The sequence below is a fragment of the Clostridium putrefaciens genome (assembly GCF_900461105.1).
GTDB lineage: Bacteria > Bacillota > Clostridia > Clostridiales > Clostridiaceae > Clostridium_L > Clostridium_L putrefaciens.
On the sequence record NZ_UFWZ01000001.1, the window covers coordinates 159,382 to 177,761 of the forward strand.

General features: G+C 38.7%; 10 protein-coding genes, 2 tRNA genes and 5 rRNA genes. 12 read left to right on the plus strand and 5 right to left on the minus strand.

Going from position 1 to position 18,380, the window contains the following annotated elements; all coding sequences use genetic code 11:
* Nucleotides 1-101 precede the first annotated feature (101 nt).
* The 9 genes from DY168_RS00735 to DY168_RS00775 all read left to right on the plus strand — a co-directional run bounded on the left by DY168_RS00735 (nt 102) and on the right by DY168_RS00775 (nt 11,370).
* Nucleotides 102-3,006: ribosomal RNA gene (locus DY168_RS00735) — 23S ribosomal RNA — on the plus strand.
* 47 nt (nt 3,007-3,053) lie between these two features.
* Nucleotides 3,054-3,170 (plus strand): 5S ribosomal RNA (rrf, locus tag DY168_RS00740).
* Nucleotides 3,171-3,178: 8 nt separating this feature from the next.
* Nucleotides 3,179-3,254, plus strand: a tRNA-Lys gene (locus tag DY168_RS00745).
* 439 nt (nt 3,255-3,693) lie between these two features.
* Nucleotides 3,694-4,764: an ATP-binding cassette domain-containing protein gene (locus DY168_RS00750; RefSeq protein WP_172556218.1), complete on the plus strand. Its 1,071-nt coding sequence runs from the start codon at nt 3,694-3,696 to the stop codon at nt 4,762-4,764.
* Nucleotides 4,765-4,784: 20 nt separating this feature from the next.
* Nucleotides 4,785-5,825 carry a helix-turn-helix transcriptional regulator gene (locus tag DY168_RS00755; protein WP_115640035.1) on the plus strand — a complete coding sequence of 347 codons (1,041 nt, stop codon included), beginning with the start codon at nt 4,785-4,787 and terminating at the stop codon, nt 5,823-5,825.
* A gap of 470 nt (nt 5,826-6,295) precedes the next feature.
* Nucleotides 6,296-7,807 (plus strand): 16S ribosomal RNA (locus DY168_RS00760).
* Between the two features lie 409 nt (nt 7,808-8,216).
* Nucleotides 8,217-11,121, plus strand: a 23S ribosomal RNA gene (locus tag DY168_RS00765).
* A 48-nt stretch (nt 11,122-11,169) separates the two neighbouring features.
* Nucleotides 11,170-11,286: ribosomal RNA gene (gene rrf / locus DY168_RS00770) — 5S ribosomal RNA — on the plus strand.
* The 16S, 23S and 5S rRNA genes sit together here with 1 tRNA gene alongside, the layout of an rRNA operon.
* A gap of 8 nt (nt 11,287-11,294) precedes the next feature.
* A tRNA-Lys gene (locus DY168_RS00775) sits at nt 11,295-11,370 on the plus strand.
* A 132-nt stretch (nt 11,371-11,502) separates the two neighbouring features.
* Here the strand turns inward: DY168_RS00775 and DY168_RS00780 are convergent.
* Entirely contained in the window at nt 11,503-12,741 is a 1,239-nt protein-coding gene (locus tag DY168_RS00780) for an MFS transporter (protein ID WP_115640036.1), read from the minus strand.
* A 364-nt stretch (nt 12,742-13,105) separates the two neighbouring features.
* On the opposite strand from DY168_RS00780, the gene DY168_RS14545 reads away from it, so the two are divergent.
* Nucleotides 13,106-13,252 carry a hypothetical protein gene (locus DY168_RS14545; protein ID WP_157469611.1) on the plus strand — a complete coding sequence of 49 codons (147 nt, stop codon included), beginning with the start codon at nt 13,106-13,108 and terminating at the stop codon, nt 13,250-13,252.
* A gap of 84 nt (nt 13,253-13,336) precedes the next feature.
* Here DY168_RS14545 and DY168_RS00785 read toward each other — a convergent pair whose 3' ends face one another.
* The gene (locus DY168_RS00785; RefSeq protein WP_115640037.1) at nt 13,337-13,816 is read right to left on the minus strand and encodes a PTS sugar transporter subunit IIA; all 480 of its coding nucleotides are present in this window, start codon (nt 13,814-13,816) and stop codon (nt 13,337-13,339) included.
* Nucleotides 13,817-14,317: 501 nt separating this feature from the next.
* On the opposite strand from DY168_RS00785, the gene DY168_RS00790 reads away from it, so the two are divergent.
* Nucleotides 14,318-15,187: a DMT family transporter gene (locus DY168_RS00790; protein WP_115640038.1), complete on the plus strand. Its 870-nt coding sequence runs from the start codon at nt 14,318-14,320 to the stop codon at nt 15,185-15,187.
* On the plus strand, nt 15,187-15,819 hold the full coding sequence (locus DY168_RS00795) for a DUF975 family protein (protein WP_115640039.1): 633 nt from the start codon (nt 15,187-15,189) through the stop codon (nt 15,817-15,819). Before DY168_RS00790 ends, DY168_RS00795 begins: the two co-directional genes overlap by 1 nt.
* A gap of 124 nt (nt 15,820-15,943) precedes the next feature.
* Here the strand turns inward: DY168_RS00795 and DY168_RS00800 are convergent, their stop codons facing one another.
* The 3 genes from DY168_RS00800 to DY168_RS00810 all read right to left on the minus strand — a co-directional run bounded on the left by DY168_RS00800 (nt 15,944) and on the right by DY168_RS00810 (nt 18,368).
* Entirely contained in the window at nt 15,944-16,609 is a 666-nt protein-coding gene (locus DY168_RS00800) for a Crp/Fnr family transcriptional regulator (protein ID WP_115640040.1), read from the minus strand.
* A gap of 153 nt (nt 16,610-16,762) precedes the next feature.
* A complete protein-coding gene (gene pcp / locus DY168_RS00805) occupies nt 16,763-17,404 on the minus strand; it encodes a pyroglutamyl-peptidase I (protein ID WP_115640041.1) in 642 nt (213 codons plus the stop codon).
* 34 nt (nt 17,405-17,438) lie between these two features.
* Complete coding sequence (locus DY168_RS00810; protein ID WP_115640042.1) at nt 17,439-18,368, minus strand: DUF979 domain-containing protein; 930 nt, start codon at nt 18,366-18,368, stop codon at nt 17,439-17,441.
* Nucleotides 18,369-18,380 lie beyond the last annotated feature (12 nt).

Below are 18,380 nucleotides of genomic sequence, written 5' to 3' on the forward strand. Positions count from 1 at the left end.
GTAATACGAGGAAGCAACGAAGAAGGAGCGGAATTTACTAACGTAAATGAGCACCAGGCTGAGGCAGCTAACGAAATAGTGCGAAGGTTATAACGAACGAAGGTCAAGCTACAAAGGGCACATGGCGAATGCCTTGGCATCAAGAGCCGACGAAGGACGCGATAAGCTGCGATAAGCTTCGGGTAGCCGCAAATAGGCTGTGAACCGAAGATTTCCGAATGAGGAAACTCACATGGGTAAACCCCATGTATTGTATACTGAATAAATAGGTATATAAGGGTACACCCAGGGAACTGAAACATCTAAGTACCTGGAGGAAGAGAAAGAAAATTCGATTTCCCGAGTAGCGGCGAGCGAAAAGGAAAGAGCCCAAACCAGAAATTTATTTCTGGGGTTGCGGACAGATCATTAACATGGCGGTAATTTTAGTCGAATACAACTGGAAAGTTGAGCCACAGCGTGTAATAGCCACGTAGACGAAAGGATAAAGCCTAAGATCTGATCCAGAGTACCACGAGACACGTGAAACCTTGTGGGAAGCAGGGAGGACCACCTCCCAAGGCTAAATACTACTTGATGACCGATAGTGAAGAAGTACCGTGAGGGAAAGGTGAAAAGAACCCCGGAAGGGGAGTGAAATAGAACCTGAAACCGTGTGCCTACAACCGGTCAAAGCACCTTATGTGTGTGATGACGTGCTTTTTGTAGAACGAGCCAACGAGTTACGATATGTAGCGAGGTTAAGTACTTAAGGTACGGAGCCGAAGGGAAACCGAGTCTTAATAGGGCAAATAGTTGCATGTCGTAGACCCGAAACCGGGTGACCTATCCATGGCCAGGTTGAAGCAGAAGTAAAATTCTGTGGAGGACCGAACCAAATTGGTGTTGAAAAACCATGGGATGAGCTGTGGATAGCGGAGAAATTCCAATCGAACCCGGAGATAGCTGGTTCTCCTCGAAATAGCTTTAGGGCTAGCGTCGGATGTGAGTAGTGGAGGTAGAGCACTGAATGGGCTAGGGGCCGTATAGGTTACCAAACTCTATCAAACTCCGAATGCCACATACTATTAGTCCGGCAGTCAGACTGCGAGTGATAAGGCCCGTAGTCAAAAGGGAAACAGCCCAGACCATCAGCTAAGGTCCCAAAGTATAGATTAAGTGGAAAAGGATGTGGGATTTCAAAGACAACTAGGATGTTGGCTTAGAAGCAGCCACTCATTAAAAGAGTGCGTAATAGCTCACTAGTCGAGAGATCCCGCGCCGAAGATGTTCGGGGCTAAAATCTATCACCGAAGCTATGGGTGTACATTTATGTACGCGGTAGAGGAGCGTCCTGTACTGGCTGAAGTCGTACCGAAAGGAGCGGTGGACGGTACAGGAGTGAGAATGTTGGCATAAGTAGCGAGAACTAGGTGAGAATCCTAGTGGTCGAAAATCTAAGGTTTCCTGGGGAAGGTTCGTCCGCCCAGGGTTAGTCGGGACCTAAGCCGAGGCCGAAAGGCGTAGGCGATGGACAATCGGTTGATATTCCGATACCACTATGTAGCGTTATTACCAATGGGGTGACGCAGGAGGATAAGATGTGCTAGCTATTGGATGCTAGTCTAAGCACTTAGGGAGTCTGGATAGGAAAATCCGTTCAGGCAATTCTGAGGTGTGATGGGGAAGGTCATTTTGACCGAAGTATCTGATTCCACGCTGCCAAGAAAAGCCTCTAGGGAGCAAAGTAGTGCCCGTACCGCAAACCGACACAGGTAGATGAGGAGAGAATCCTAAGACCATCGGAAGAATTGCAGTTAAGGAACTCGGCAAATTGACCCCGTAACTTCGGGAGAAGGGGTGCCTACGCAAGTAGGCCGCAGAGAATAGGCCCAAGCAACTGTTTAGCAAAAACACAGGTCTCTGCTAAAGCGAAAGCTGAAGTATAGGGGCTGACGCCTGCCCGGTGCTGGAAGGTTAAGGGGAATGCTTAGCGTAAGCGAAGGTATGAACTTAAGCCCCAGTAAACGGCGGCCGTAACTATAACGGTCCTAAGGTAGCGAAATTCCTTGTCAGGTAAGTTCTGACCCGCACGAATGGCGTAATGACTTGGGCACTGTCTCAACTGCAAATCCGGCGAAATTGTAGTGCCAGTGAAGATGCTGGCTACCCGCGATTGGACGGAAAGACCCCGTAGAGCTTTACTGTAGCTTAGCATTGAATTTCGGTATTGTCTGTACAGGATAGGTGGGAGACTGAGAAACTGGGGCGTCAGCTTCAGTGGAGTCATCCTTGGGATACCACCCTGACAGTACTGAGGTTCTAACGGATACCCATGAAACTGGGTGCCGGACATTGTTAGGTGGGCAGTTTGACTGGGGCGGTCGCCTCCTAAAAAGTAACGGAGGCGCTCAAAGGTTCCCTCAGAACGGTCGGAAATCGTTCGAAGAGTGCAAAGGCAGAAGGGAGCCTGACTGCGACACCTACAAGTGGAGCAGGGACGAAAGTCGGACTTAGTGATCCGGTGGTACCTCGTGGGAGGGCCATCGCTCAACGGATAAAAGCTACCTCGGGGATAACAGGCTGATCTCCCCCAAGAGTCCACATCGACGGGGAGGTTTGGCACCTCGATGTCGGCTCGTCGCATCCTGGGGCTGAAGTAGGTCCCAAGGGTTGGGCTGTTCGCCCATTAAAGCGGCACGCGAGCTGGGTTCAGAACGTCGTGAGACAGTTCGGTCCCTATCCGTCGCGGGCGTAGGAAATTTGAGAGGAGCTGTCCCTAGTACGAGAGGACCGGGATGGACTGACCTCTGGTGTACCAGTTGTCACGCCAGTGGCATTGCTGGGTAGCTATGTCGGGACGGGATAAACGCTGAAAGCATCTAAGCGTGAAGCCCACCTCAAGATTAGATTTCCCATAGCGTAAGCTAGTAAGACCCCTTGAAGAACACGAGGTTGATAGGTCAGAGGTGTAAGTATAGTAATGTATTAAGCTGACTGATACTAATAGGTCGAGGGCTTGACCAAATATTTTAAACCATATGCAGTTTTGAAAGAACAAGTTCTTTCAAAGATCCGGTGATTATGGCTTAGTGGTAACACCCCTTCCCATTCCGAACAGGATGGTTAAGCACTAAAGCGCTGATGGTACTGCAAGGGAGGCCTTGTGGGAGAGTAAGTCGTCGCCGGGTGAGAACAAGGTTTACTAGCTCAGTTGGTAGAGCACATGACTTTTAATCATGGTGTCCGGGGTTCGATTCCCCGGTAAGCCACCAAAAGCACACTTATTTATAAGTGTGCTTTTATTTGGTTTAAATTTATTGTGTTTATATGGCCAATGCATTCTTACTGTATTTGGATCAGCGTTGTAAGTATGTTGCTAATTACTATTTGACTATGGATATAAATAGCAAGATTGATAGGTCAATTTCAAAGAAAACGTATTCAGATTTTATGTGTAAAGAATCTGGAGAACACGCATCGCTTTACGTAAATGATGTACCAAAAGTTTTATAATTGGTTTTTGACAAGTATATTTCGTTAATTTCTAAAGGAACAATGACAGTTTTCATTGTAATTGCATTGTTCAAAATTCATTATTCGATGGTTATCATTGCATTAATATCATTAATAGTTATAACTTTTGTACTAATGTTATTTCAATCCACTTTATCAAGCTATATAATTAAAGTGCAACAGGAAAGAGAAAGATATTTGAATAAAACAAGAGAGTTAATGCAGGGATTTAATACATTTCTTGAAAATACGGCTTTCTCGGTATTTTTAAAGAAATCCAGAGATGCAAGCCATAAATATGCAAGCTGTGTAGTAAAAGTGAAAAGCTTTGCAGGTCTAATGAGTGGAGTTTTAACGCTTGTAAACTCATTAACAACAATATCAGCTTTAGCAATATTATCTTTTTTTGTAATTAAAGGTAAAGTGAGTTTTGGTAGTTATCTTGCAGTGCTAGGATTATTGCCGAGATTTGGTGATTCTGTAATGGAGTTCATGGCGGATAAAACCTTTTATAAATCAGGTAAGGAACTTTATCAAAAAAAGTTGGGTTATATTGATGAGCTGATTAATTATAATGATACCTATGAAATACCTATATTTATGTCAAATAATGCTTACAATAAAGATTCAATTGAAAAAGATAATGAGGATATAATTGAAGTAAGTGAGATCCAGTCAAAAGATATTTGTTTTAATTTTGATGGGAAAATGGTTAGAATTAATCAAAATATATATTTTGAAAATGGTAAGAAGTATGCTATTTTTGGAGAAAGCGGGTGTGGCAAATCAAGTTTGTTAAAGGCAATAATAGGAGAAATTAATGATTACCATGGTGATATAATGATTAATGGTAAGGTAAAAGAGAACAATCTCATTTTGTTCTATGATATTGCCTATGTAAATCAAAATACCTATTTATTTAATGATACCATTAAAGATAATATACAAATGAATTTGTCTTTAAGTGATGGGGAAGTATTGGAGATTATGAAAGCAGTTAAGCTTGAAAGTTTAGATTTGAATTATATGATTACTGAGAATGGGAAAAACCTTTCTGGTGGTCAAAAACAACGGATTGCTTTAGCTAGGGCTATAGCTAGAAAAAAGAATGTAATAATTATGGATGAAGCAACAGCAAATCTTGATAAGGTAACTACTAGTTTCATTGAAAACTTTATTTTAGACATGGATTCAATGGTTATAATGATTTCACATCATTTAAGTGAGGAAATAAAAGAGCGACTAGATGGAGTCGTAGAGATTATATAGGATTTAGGAGGTATTAAGCAATGATATGTGATATAGAAAAGGCAAAGGCATTAGATTTTCTAAAATCTTTTAATTTAGAAATGGATGAGATAGAGGATACTAATTCATTAGCCTATAGAATAACTGATACTTATTATATTAATACAGTTAATTCTTACCTAAATGAAATTAAATTATACAAATCCGAAATTGATAAGTATATTAGCCCTGAGTACAATCTGTTTCTAAATTTATATTTTTACTTGGACGATAAAAAACAGATTAACAACATATATGATTATTTTAAAGAATTAGAGTCCATTACAAAATATGAATTTAAAAAGCTTGTTTTTAGTAACTTTAATATAGGATTTAATGATTATAACAACCAGGATGATTATAGTATTGTGGAGAGTGTAAATACTGATTCTAGAGGTAAATGGAACTTATTAAGTATGATTCAATCTACAAGTAAAACACTTATAGATATAAGAAAACTACTTGAAAAGTTATATCCGATTTTTAATAGGTATGAAGATGTTCTTATAGAAAGAAGTAAAGATAAAATGCAATCCATAATTAAAATGATAAAGGAGCAACCTAAAAGGTTTTATCGTGATATGCTTGATGAATATGTTTCTTCAAAGCTTATTGATTCTATAGATTTCGAGGATACAGAGCATTATGTTATTTACATGAATGCACATCTATTTATATCAGAGGTATTTGGAAACAAAAGAATTCTTGCTACAGGAATTTATCTTCCTGAGTATTTTAAATATAAAAATATAAATGACTTATTTAATAATGAAAGAAGACAACAAGTAATGAAATCTTTATCAGATCCTAGTAGGTTTAAAATACTTACATTAATTCATTCTGGTGTAAATTCAAATAAAAAGATTGCAGAAGTTTTAGGTATTACACCGGCTGGAGTATCTTATCAAACAAATCAGCTTACATCAGTTGAACTACTTAAACATCAATCATCAGATATAGAGACTAAATTAATTGTTAATACAAAACTGATTGAAGAGGTGTTTAATTATATATTATCCGATTTTGGGATATATAGAATTTAAAATGAATTAACATATTGTATTGTAAACGAAGACAGGACAAGGCTTACTGAAAGATTGCAAGGAAACTTCACCTAGTGTATCATTCTAAGGAATAAGGCCAAAATAACAGTAAGTTGGCGACATAACAGTATAATCACTGTAAATCAGACATAATGAGTATTGCTTACTTATAATATCGTGTTATTATAAGTAAGCACTCGAGAGAGCTGCACAAGATTCACCAAAAGTTGACTACAATGTATAAAGAAATTAAAGTTTCTAAAAAAACTTGTTGACAACTAAGAAAACAAATGATATACTTACAAAGTCGCTTCAGTAAAGAAGCACATGATCTTTGAAAATTGAACAGAAAAGATATACAAAGACCAGCAATTCTTTTGAATTATGTAATTGAGTAGATTAAACTGAGAATTTCTTTTGAAATTCACTCGGAAAGTCTTATGCCAAATCTTAGATTTGGAATATACTTTTAAATTGAGAGTTTGATCCTGGCTCAGGACGAACGCTGGCGGCGTGCTTAACACATGCAAGTCGAGCGAAGTTATTCCTTCGGGAATAACTTAGCGGCGGACGGGTGAGTAACACGTGGGTAACCTGCCTCATAGAGGGGGATAGCCTTCCGAAAGGAAGATTAATACCCCATAACATAGCATTATCGCATGATAAAGTTATTAAAGGAGTAATCCGCTATGAGATGGACCCGCGGCGCATTAGCTAGTTGGTGAGGTAACGGCTCACCAAGGCCACGATGCGTAGCCGACCTGAGAGGGTGATCGGCCACATTGGGACTGAGACACGGCCCAGACTCCTACGGGAGGCAGCAGTGGGGAATATTGCACAATGGGCGAAAGCCTGATGCAGCAACGCCGCGTGAGTGATGAAGGCCTTCGGGTCGTAAAGCTCTGTCTTCGGGGACGATAATGACGGTACCCGAGGAGGAAGCCACGGCTAACTACGTGCCAGCAGCCGCGGTAATACGTAGGTGGCAAGCGTTGTCCGGATTTACTGGGCGTAAAGGGAGCGTAGGCGGATACTTAAGTGGGATGTGAAATACCCGGGCTCAACCCGGGTGCTGCATTCCAAACTGGGTATCTAGAGTGTGGGAGAGGAAAGTGGAATTCCTAGTGTAGCGGTGAAATGCGTAGATATTAGGAAGAACACCAGTGGCGAAGGCGACTTTCTGGACCATAACTGACGCTGAGGCTCGAAAGCGTGGGGAGCAAACAGGATTAGATACCCTGGTAGTCCACGCCGTAAACGATGGATACTAGGTGTGGGGGATACCAATCCTCCGTGCCGTCGTTAACACACTAAGTATCCCGCCTGGGGAGTACGATCGCAAGATTAAAACTCAAAGGAATTGACGGGGGCCCGCACAAGCAGCGGAGCATGTGGTTTAATTCGAAGCAACGCGAAGAACCTTACCTAGACTTGACATCTCCTGAATTACCTGTAATTAGGGAAGCCCTTCGGGGCAGGAAGACAGGTGGTGCATGGTTGTCGTCAGCTCGTGTCGTGAGATGTTGGGTTAAGTCCCGCAACGAGCGCAACCCTTATTGTTAGTTGCTACCATTTAGTTGAGCACTCTAGCGAGACTGCCTGGGTTAACCAGGAGGAAGGTGGGGATGACGTCAAATCATCATGCCCCTTATGTCTAGGGCTACACACGTGCTACAATGGCGAGTACAACGAGACGCAATACCGCGAGGTGGAGCAAAACTCAAAAAACTCGTCCCAGTTCGGATTGTAGGCTGAAACTCGCCTACATGAAGCCGGAGTTGCTAGTAATCGCGAATCAGAATGTCGCGGTGAATACGTTCCCGGGCCTTGTACACACCGCCCGTCACACCATGAGAGTTGGCAATACCCGAAGTCCGTGTGCTAACGCGTAAGCGAGGCAGCGGCCGAAGGTAGGGTCAGCGATTGGGGTGAAGTCGTAACAAGGTAGCCGTAGGAGAACCTGCGGCTGGATCACCTCCTTTCTATGGAGAACTGTATTAAGATTATAGCTAGTCTATAACTCTTAATACTAGCTGGAATTTATCTTTCTGTTCAATTTTGAAAGATCAAGTATCTTTCATGAAAAATAGCCGACCATCTCAAAATCGTAGATTTTGGATGTCCGCTTTTGTTCTTTGAAAACTGCATATGGTTTAAAAGCAAAGTAAAACTTTAAAAAGAAAAATCTTTTGTAAGATTGAAATGATAACTCATTGATTATTTACTAAGCTTTAATTGTATTTTAATATGATTAAACTTTTAAAAACTCTCTGAGTGAAGTTAGAACTGAGTAATACGAGGAAGCAACGAAGAAGGAGCGGAATTTACTAACGTAAATGAGCACCAGGCTGAGGCAGCTAACGAAATAGTGCGAAGGTTATAACGAACGAAGGTCAAGCTACAAAGGGCACATGGCGAATGCCTTGGCATCAAGAGCCGACGAAGGACGCGATAAGCTGCGATAAGCTTCGGGTAGCCGCAAATAGGCTGTGAACCGAAGATTTCCGAATGAGGAAACTCACATGGGTAAACCCCATGTATTGTATACTGAATAAATAGGTATATAAGGGTACACCCAGGGAACTGAAACATCTAAGTACCTGGAGGAAGAGAAAGAAAATTCGATTTCCCGAGTAGCGGCGAGCGAAAAGGAAAGAGCCCAAACCAGAAATTTATTTCTGGGGTTGCGGACAGATCATTAACATGGCGGTAATTTTAGTCGAATACAACTGGAAAGTTGAGCCACAGCGTGTAATAGCCACGTAGACGAAAGGATAAAGCCTAAGATCTGATCCAGAGTACCACGAGACACGTGAAACCTTGTGGGAAGCAGGGAGGACCACCTCCCAAGGCTAAATACTACTTGATGACCGATAGTGAAGAAGTACCGTGAGGGAAAGGTGAAAAGAACCCCGGAAGGGGAGTGAAATAGAACCTGAAACCGTGTGCCTACAACCGGTCAAAGCACCTTATGTGTGTGATGACGTGCTTTTTGTAGAACGAGCCAACGAGTTACGATATGTAGCGAGGTTAAGTACTTAAGGTACGGAGCCGAAGGGAAACCGAGTCTTAATAGGGCAAATAGTTGCATGTCGTAGACCCGAAACCGGGTGACCTATCCATGGCCAGGTTGAAGCAGAAGTAAAATTCTGTGGAGGACCGAACCAAATTGGTGTTGAAAAACCATGGGATGAGCTGTGGATAGCGGAGAAATTCCAATCGAACCCGGAGATAGCTGGTTCTCCTCGAAATAGCTTTAGGGCTAGCGTCGGATGTGAGTAGTGGAGGTAGAGCACTGAATGGGCTAGGGGCCGTATAGGTTACCAAACTCTATCAAACTCCGAATGCCACATACTATTAGTCCGGCAGTCAGACTGCGAGTGATAAGGCCCGTAGTCAAAAGGGAAACAGCCCAGACCATCAGCTAAGGTCCCAAAGTATAGATTAAGTGGAAAAGGATGTGGGATTTCAAAGACAACTAGGATGTTGGCTTAGAAGCAGCCACTCATTAAAAGAGTGCGTAATAGCTCACTAGTCGAGAGATCCCGCGCCGAAGATGTTCGGGGCTAAAATCTATCACCGAAGCTATGGGTGTACATTTATGTACGCGGTAGAGGAGCGTCCTGTACTGGCTGAAGTCGTACCGAAAGGAGCGGTGGACGGTACAGGAGTGAGAATGTTGGCATAAGTAGCGAGAACTAGGTGAGAATCCTAGTGGTCGAAAATCTAAGGTTTCCTGGGGAAGGTTCGTCCGCCCAGGGTTAGTCGGGACCTAAGCCGAGGCCGAAAGGCGTAGGCGATGGACAATCGGTTGATATTCCGATACCACTATGTAGCGTTATTACCAATGGGGTGACGCAGGAGGATAAGATGTGCTAGCTATTGGATGCTAGTCTAAGCACTTAGGGAGTCTGGATAGGAAAATCCGTTCAGGCAATTCTGAGGTGTGATGGGGAAGGTCATTTTGACCGAAGTATCTGATTCCACGCTGCCAAGAAAAGCCTCTAGGGAGCAAAGTAGTGCCCGTACCGCAAACCGACACAGGTAGATGAGGAGAGAATCCTAAGACCATCGGAAGAATTGCAGTTAAGGAACTCGGCAAATTGACCCCGTAACTTCGGGAGAAGGGGTGCCTACGCAAGTAGGCCGCAGAGAATAGGCCCAAGCAACTGTTTAGCAAAAACACAGGTCTCTGCTAAAGCGAAAGCTGAAGTATAGGGGCTGACGCCTGCCCGGTGCTGGAAGGTTAAGGGGAATGCTTAGCGTAAGCGAAGGTATGAACTTAAGCCCCAGTAAACGGCGGCCGTAACTATAACGGTCCTAAGGTAGCGAAATTCCTTGTCAGGTAAGTTCTGACCCGCACGAATGGCGTAATGACTTGGGCACTGTCTCAACTGCAAATCCGGCGAAATTGTAGTGCCAGTGAAGATGCTGGCTACCCGCGATTGGACGGAAAGACCCCGTAGAGCTTTACTGTAGCTTAGCATTGAATTTCGGTATTGTCTGTACAGGATAGGTGGGAGACTGAGAAACTGGGGCGTCAGCTTCAGTGGAGTCATCCTTGGGATACCACCCTGACAGTACTGAGGTTCTAACGGATACCCATGAAACTGGGTGCCGGACATTGTTAGGTGGGCAGTTTGACTGGGGCGGTCGCCTCCTAAAAAGTAACGGAGGCGCTCAAAGGTTCCCTCAGAACGGTCGGAAATCGTTCGAAGAGTGCAAAGGCAGAAGGGAGCCTGACTGCGACACCTACAAGTGGAGCAGGGACGAAAGTCGGACTTAGTGATCCGGTGGTACCTCGTGGGAGGGCCATCGCTCAACGGATAAAAGCTACCTCGGGGATAACAGGCTGATCTCCCCCAAGAGTCCACATCGACGGGGAGGTTTGGCACCTCGATGTCGGCTCGTCGCATCCTGGGGCTGAAGTAGGTCCCAAGGGTTGGGCTGTTCGCCCATTAAAGCGGCACGCGAGCTGGGTTCAGAACGTCGTGAGACAGTTCGGTCCCTATCCGTCGCGGGCGTAGGAAATTTGAGAGGAGCTGTCCCTAGTACGAGAGGACCGGGATGGACTGACCTCTGGTGTACCAGTTGTCACGCCAGTGGCATTGCTGGGTAGCTATGTCGGGACGGGATAAACGCTGAAAGCATCTAAGCGTGAAGCCCACCTCAAGATTAGATTTCCCATAGCGTAAGCTAGTAAGACCCCTTGAAGAACACGAGGTTGATAGGTCAGAGGTGTAAGTGCAGTAATGTATTAAGCTGACTGATACTAATAGGTCGAGGGCTTGACCAAATTATTTTAAACCATATGCAGTTTTGAAAGAACAAGTTCTTTCAAAGATCCGGTGATTATGGCTTAGTGGTAACACCCCTTCCCATTCCGAACAGGATGGTTAAGCACTAAAGCGCTGATGGTACTGCAAGGGAGGCCTTGTGGGAGAGTAAGTCGTCGCCGGGTGAGAACAAGGTTTACTAGCTCAGTTGGTAGAGCACATGACTTTTAATCATGGTGTCCGGGGTTCGATTCCCCGGTAAGCCACCAGAAAACCACTTATAAGTAAGTGGTTTTTTTTGATTAAAATTATACGCATCTCATTAAAGTTACTATAACTTTAATGAGATGCGTTATTTTAGTAGTTAATATTATTACAATTATTAAAAAAGGTTTTGTTATTTATATAGCAGCTATTTTAGGATCTTTAACTTTTAAGAATAATACTCCTCCGATTAAAAATAGGATTATAAGACTTACAACTCCAAGTTTAGAGTTTCCTGTTATCTGAGAGATTACACCAACTAAGAGAGGTCCAAATATAGCAGAAAATCTTCCGCAAATATTATATAATCCAAAGAATTCTGAAGACTTTTCTTTTGGTATAAGCTTTCCGTAGAAGGATCTACTAAGAGCTTGTATACCTCCTTGTGAGCTAGCAACTAGCATAGCTAAGATCCAGTAATCTAAAGTAGTGTTCATAAAATAAGCATATATACAAATTATAGCGTAAACTATGATTCCAACAAATATCATTATTCTAGTAGAGAATATCTTAGCAAGCTTCCCATATAATAAAGCACAAGGGAAGGCAACTATTTGAATGGCTAAAAGTATTATCATAAGAGTATCTCCTGATAAACCTAAATCTAAACCATAAGCTGTGGACATCTTTATTATAGTAGAAACGCCATCTATATAAAAGAAATAGGCTATTAAAAAGATAAAGATATTTTTATATTCTTTTACACTCTTTAATGTATGAAGTAATCTATTAAAGCTATCTTTCACAGGTTCTCTTGAAGGCTCAATATAATAAACTTGATTAACATTTTTTAGCATTGGAAGTGTAAAGATAAACCACCATACAGCTGTAATAATAAAAGATAATCTAGTAGCACCTACCTTGGTAAGGCCTATTATAGATGGCTTTGTTATAAAAAGTAGGCTTAATATAAAAGGAATAGTACTTCCAATATAACCAAATCCAAAACCAACAGATGATACATGATCCATCCTACTTACATCGGTTATATCAGTTAAAAATGCATCATAAAATATATTCGAACCTGAAAAACCTATTACACTAAATATATAAATCATTATACATAATATCCAATCGCCTTCTGCAACAGCAGATAAAAGGCTAGTAGATAAAACACCAATTAAAAAGAAAACGGTAAAAAACTTCTTTTTATAACCCTTATAGTCTGCAATGGAGCCAAGGATTGGAGCTAGTATAGAAATTATTAGTGTAGCAATAGAGTTAGTGTAACCAAGATAAGCAGTAGAAGTTGCTGAATCTAAGTTATAAGCAGCAACACTTTTAAAAAATATGGGTAATGTAGCAGTGGTTATTGCTAAGGAATAAGCAGAATTTGCCCAGTCATATAGTATCCAACTTCTTTCTTGTTTAGTCATGTTTAATGTCCCCCTTAGAATTAAATTTTTATAATACACAAATAATAGGTTTATAAATTAATAATAAAGTGGTCTATGAATATATAAAGGTGTAGAACTATATAGTGATTTGATGTAATAATCTGTATACTAATGATACTAGGTAATTTATGAATAATCTAGGGGTACAAGCTTTATTATTTGTTTATAATATAAAATATTATAAATTATAAGTGCATCTATTTTTATTACTTTCATCTATATACCATATAGCATAAATTTAAAATAATTGTCTATACTAACAATAAAGACATAACTCATAACAATTAACGATATTTATGATATATATATGAGTATACGGGAAAACGAAAGGGGATTCTAAAACATGGAAATGAATAATCCTAATGAAGCTAGAAATAAAGCAAGAGAAATGCTTATAGCTGGAGAAGACTGGGATAAGGTAAGGGAAGTTACAAATCTTAGATTAAAAGATGTAAAAAGGATACAAAAGGATATAAGTGAGCATTTTTAAATTATACCAAAAGAGACACCTAGAACATAGAAACCACTACAAAGTAGAAATTTACCAGTGGTTTCAAAACTCTAAGTGTCTTTTTTATTTCATTTTGTAACTTATAACTTTGTCTTTTCCAACTTCTACTGATGTCTTTTTGATAACAGTCATTTCCTTTACGGAATCTGAATTTGTTATTAATAAAGGGGTAATAAGCGAGAATCCCTTAGCTTCAATAAGTTTTCTGTTTATCTTAATTATTGGGGTTCCAGCCTTTACATCAGTTCCTTCAGTAGCAAGCCTTTCAAATCCTTCGCCATTTAGTTCCACAGTATCAATTCCTATATGAATTAATACCTCAGCACCATTTTTTAATGTCATGGCAAATGCATGATTTGTTTTAAATATTACAGTTAAGTTTCCATCTGCAGGTGCAACAAAAATGCCCCCTGTTGAGTTTATAGCAATACCATCACCAGCCATCTTTTCAGAAAATACTGCATCAGGTACTAGTGAAAGGTCCATGATCTCTCCGTTAACAGGAGCTAATAATTCATAATTCTTTTTAAAAAGTCCAAACATATAGTTCTTCTAGACTTAATGTTAAGCCTAGAAAATTCACATCCTTTCAATATTATATAATAAAATGTTAACCTTTAAATTTAGTATAACCAATTATATTTTAAATCTAAATGTAATTGAGGTATTTACTACAATTTAAATACTAATAAAAAAAACCAGACACAAGTAATAAAACTTATGCCTGATTTAACAGTAACACGTTATATGCTATATTATAATTTTTATTAAGGTATTTGTCAACATAACCTAATATAACGTTTATTTAAGATGATGAAACAAAATTAATTATTTATAACAATGAAGATAAAGATAAATACATAGAAATATGTATACCAGAATATGATATAATTAGGATAAGGTCAAAGGGTTGTGGTATAAAACTTTAATCCTATAGATGGAATAGGACTTGTAGATCCTTATTTTATATGGACATCTATCGTGTTTTTAATGTTAGCAAGTGAGTATTTAAAAGATACTTAAAAAGTAGTAAAGGATGATTTAATGAAAAATAAAAAAGCGGATTTATCACTAGCACTAGTTGCAATAATATGGGGTACTGGATTTGTTGCATCTAAAGTTGCTCTAGATGCAAATTTAGCACCTTTTCAAATAATGACTTATAGATTTTTTATATCAAGCCTTGCTATGGTGACTTTATTTTGGAAGGAAGTCAAAAAGATTAAGTTTCCAGCTTTAAAAGCAGGAAGTTTAATTGGTTTTTTTCTTTTTATAGCTTTTGCATTTCAAACTATTGGTCTTCAATATACAACACCTTCTAAAAATGCTTTTATTACAGCTACCAATGTGGTAATAGTCCCTTTTCTATATTGGATACTAGCAAAAAAAAGACCAGACAAGTATTCCTTGGTTGGAGCATTATTAACTGTAGTTGGCATTAGCTTCTTAACGTTAGATGGAGGGTTTACTATTAATTTTGGTGACTTCTTAACTTTAATTTGCGCCTTTGGATTTGCAATGCACATTACAGCTATAAGCTATTATGCAGAAAAGTATAATCCAATACAATTAACAACCATACAAATGATAGTAGCATTTTTATTCTCCATTGTAGCACAGTTTATGACAAAAGGGGGCGCACCAATTACAAAGAGTGGAGGACTTGCTATATTATATCTAGGACTTATAAGTACAACTATAGCCTTTTTAATCCAAAACATTGCGCAAAAGTATACTAGTGCTAGTAAAACAGCTATTATATTATCAACAGAAGCTGTTTTTGGAACTTTAGCTTCTGTGATATTATTAGGAGAAAAGTTGAATTTAAAAATGTTTATGGGATGTGGTATAATATTCCTAGCCATAATAATTACTGAAACAAAGCTGTCATTTTTAAAAAGGAGGATAATTTAATGCAACAACAAGGTTATTACTACAAAGGAAATGGAGAAATAAAAGATAATGCTAGGTTCCAATTACGAGGACGTTGGGGAAATGCCATATTAGGGTTTTTAATATATGTAGTTATAATAGTAGCTGTATATAGAGTTTGGGGTGAAGGAAAGATTATTTTATTATTACTACAAGGTCCTATGCTTTTTGGACTTTCTAAGTTCTTTCTACAATTTAAAAGAACCAGAGAAAATGTATCCTATGAAGTATTATTTAGTGGGTTTAGCAAATTTAAAGACACATTTTTACTTGGTGTTATAATACAGCTAGCTGTAATTGTGGGGATAATTCTTTTGATTATACCTGGTATAGTTATAGCACTTATGTATTCGCAAGCATTTCCTATAATGGTAGACAACCCAAATGTTAGTGCTATAGAAGCTTTATCTATGAGTAGAAGGTATATGAAAGGAAACCTAATGAGACTTTTCTTACTTCAACTTAGTTTTATAGGATGGTCTTTACTTTCTATATTAAGTGTTGGAATCGGTTTTATATGGCTTCAGCCTTACTATCAGCTTTCAACTATAAACTTTTATGATGATTTAGTTAGAATACGATTTAATGATGAATCTCAAGGTTACCAATTTTAAATGTCTTTAAATTTAAAATTACCTAGGAAATAAATTATGATTTACCTTGATATAAGTGAAATGAATAAGAGAGCTACAACAAAATGTTTTAAAAAGTCATTTTGATATAGCTCTCTTATTATTTTTAAATAAATGATCGTAGTTTATTAATATCATTTATTATTATTTTTCTTTTGTTTATAGATATAACTCCATCCATTCTTAATGACTTTAATACTCTAGTTACAGTAACCCTAGAGCAGCCAATTAAGTGAGAGAGGTCTTCATGAGTCATTGGAGTAGTTATAATATACTTCTCATTTTCAATATTTATATCTTGCAAGCTTAGCCTATAGAGGGTACTTGCTACCTTAGATTTAGAGGGGTTAAATAATAGATCAGACATTTGAAAAAGTGATATCCTGTACTTCCTTGTTATACTGTGTATAAAGTAAGAGTACGCTAAAGGTTCATCATAAAGGAGTCTGTCTATAATTTCTATAGGTAGTACTGAAATAGTGGTGCTTTCCATAGCAATAGCTGTAAGATTTAAATTTCCACCAGCAAAATAGTCTGTTTCTCCAAAGATTTCACCGGGTTTAAGAAAATAAAGTACCTTTTGACCTCCATTATTATTATAAAGGCAATGTTTTAATCTACCCTTAGTGACTATAGCTACAAAGTATTCCATATCTATGTTAATGATTTGGGTTTTATTATAGGTATAGAAATTCCCAAGTGGTGATACTACATCTAAAAAAAACCTCTGCATTTTATTTTGTCTTTTTTCATCAAACAATTCCTTGTACATATTTTTCTCCTTTTGTTAAGAGTAGTTTACAAGCTTAATTTAAAATTATATAAAAGTGAAGCTCACATTGCTTAAAGTTTTAAACAATGTGAGCTTCACTAATTATAACATAAAATATATTTTAAAAAAATTGACTGATAATAGTTAAATATATTAAGATATCTTTCCACCAGTTTCTTTTATGTCTTCCTTATTTTCTATAATTGCTTTTAAAGCAAATTCTAGTCCTTTAGTTATATCTTCTAAAGCCATGGAAGGCATGTTTTTCTTTTCTAAAACCTGGGATGGAATAAAGGGAACGTGTATAAATCCACCTTTTACATTTTTATATTTTTTGTCTATAAGATATAATAAGCCGTACATTATGTGGTTACATACAAAGGTACCTGCGCTATAAGATACTGAAGATGGAATGTTATGTTCCTTAATGTTTTTTACTATAGCTTTTACAGGTAAAGATGAAAAGTATGCAGTTTCTCCATCTTTGAATATAGGCTCATCTATAGGGTTATTACCTTCATTATCTTTTATCCTAGCATCATCTAAGTTTATAGCTACCTTTTCTGGAGTTATGTCAAATCTTCCACCAGCTTGACCTACACATAAAACTACATCAGGATTATGTGCTTCCATTGCCTTATCTAAAGTGTCTATAGATTTTTTAAATACAGTGGGGACTTCGATTTTAATTATTTCTACACCATCTATATTATCGCTTATCTTTTTTACTGCTTCAAGAGCAGGATTTATACTTTCACCACCAAATGGATCGAAGCCTGTTACTAAAATTTTCATTTAATATACCTCCTAAGTTAAGTCTTATTACACTCTAAAATGCCCAGTAATACATAAGTATAATATGAACTATAAGTAGAGCAAAAGCTACTGGTACTTGCGCTGTAATAACTTTATTTTTATTTTTCATCTCTAAAAGTGCAGCTGGCACTACATTAAAGTTTGCTGCCATTGGGGTCATAAGTGTTCCACAAAATCCAGCTGTTAATGCAAGAGAAGCTGCTATTGCTGGATTAGCACCTTGGGAAAATACGAAAGGAACACCTATACCGGCAGTTATAACTGCAAAGGCTGCAAATCCATTTCCCATTATCATAGTAAATAAAGCCATACCAATGCAATAGGCTATTACACCTGCTAATATATTGCCTTTTGGTATTATGGAAGATATCCCACTAGATATAACTTCACCAACACCGGCAGCGGTAAATAGAGCACCAAGGGCTGCCAGTAATTGTGGAAGTATACTTGCAGGTCCAACTTGCTTAAGCATCCTATCACCATCTAAAGCAATGTTTTTAGCTGGTGATTTTGTAATCCAAAGTGCAGCTATAAGACCAATTAAAGCTGATAATCCTATTGCCACTTGCCCTCCAAGCTTTGTCCACTGAGCTATAGCAAAAGCTGACACTGCTAATAATATGGAAGGTAAAAATATTTTACCACCAATCTTTTTAAATTGTTTTTCTCTAAATTCATCGGAAGGATTAGTTATAGATCCTGCCTTTACTTGCTTTGTTACAGTTAAACCTCCCATTATAAGGAGAAGTGAACCTACTAAAGCAGGAGGCATTACTTTACCAAATATAAATATCATAGCTAGGATACACCAAAATAAGGAGGTCCCAACTTTTGCCGTATGTGTGCTATCTTTTATTGTATAAAAGGCTGCAAAAAGCATTAGTATTCCAGATAGTACATAAAAGAATTCTAAAAGAAAACTTGAAATTTGTTTTATATCCATTTTAACGTCCCC

Bases quoted from the DNA above. Each gene is read 5' to 3' on its own strand.
- DY168_RS00755 (WP_115640035.1), top strand. From the start codon at position 4,785: ATGATATGTGATATAGAAAAGGCAAAGGCATTAGATTTTCTAAAATCT.
- DY168_RS00780 (WP_115640036.1), bottom strand. From the start codon at position 12,741: ATGACTAAACAAGAAAGAAGTTGGATACTATATGACTGGGCAAATTCT.
- DY168_RS14545 (WP_157469611.1), top strand. From the start codon at position 13,106: ATGGAAATGAATAATCCTAATGAAGCTAGAAATAAAGCAAGAGAAATG.
- DY168_RS00785 (WP_115640037.1), bottom strand. From the start codon at position 13,816: ATGTTTGGACTTTTTAAAAAGAATTATGAATTATTAGCTCCTGTTAAC.
- DY168_RS00790 (WP_115640038.1), top strand. From the start codon at position 14,318: ATGAAAAATAAAAAAGCGGATTTATCACTAGCACTAGTTGCAATAATA.
- DY168_RS00795 (WP_115640039.1), top strand. From the start codon at position 15,187: ATGCAACAACAAGGTTATTACTACAAAGGAAATGGAGAAATAAAAGAT.
- DY168_RS00800 (WP_115640040.1), bottom strand. From the start codon at position 16,609: ATGTACAAGGAATTGTTTGATGAAAAAAGACAAAATAAAATGCAGAGG.
- pcp (WP_115640041.1), bottom strand. From the start codon at position 17,404: ATGAAAATTTTAGTAACAGGCTTCGATCCATTTGGTGGTGAAAGTATA.
- DY168_RS00810 (WP_115640042.1), bottom strand. From the start codon at position 18,368: ATGGATATAAAACAAATTTCAAGTTTTCTTTTAGAATTCTTTTATGTA.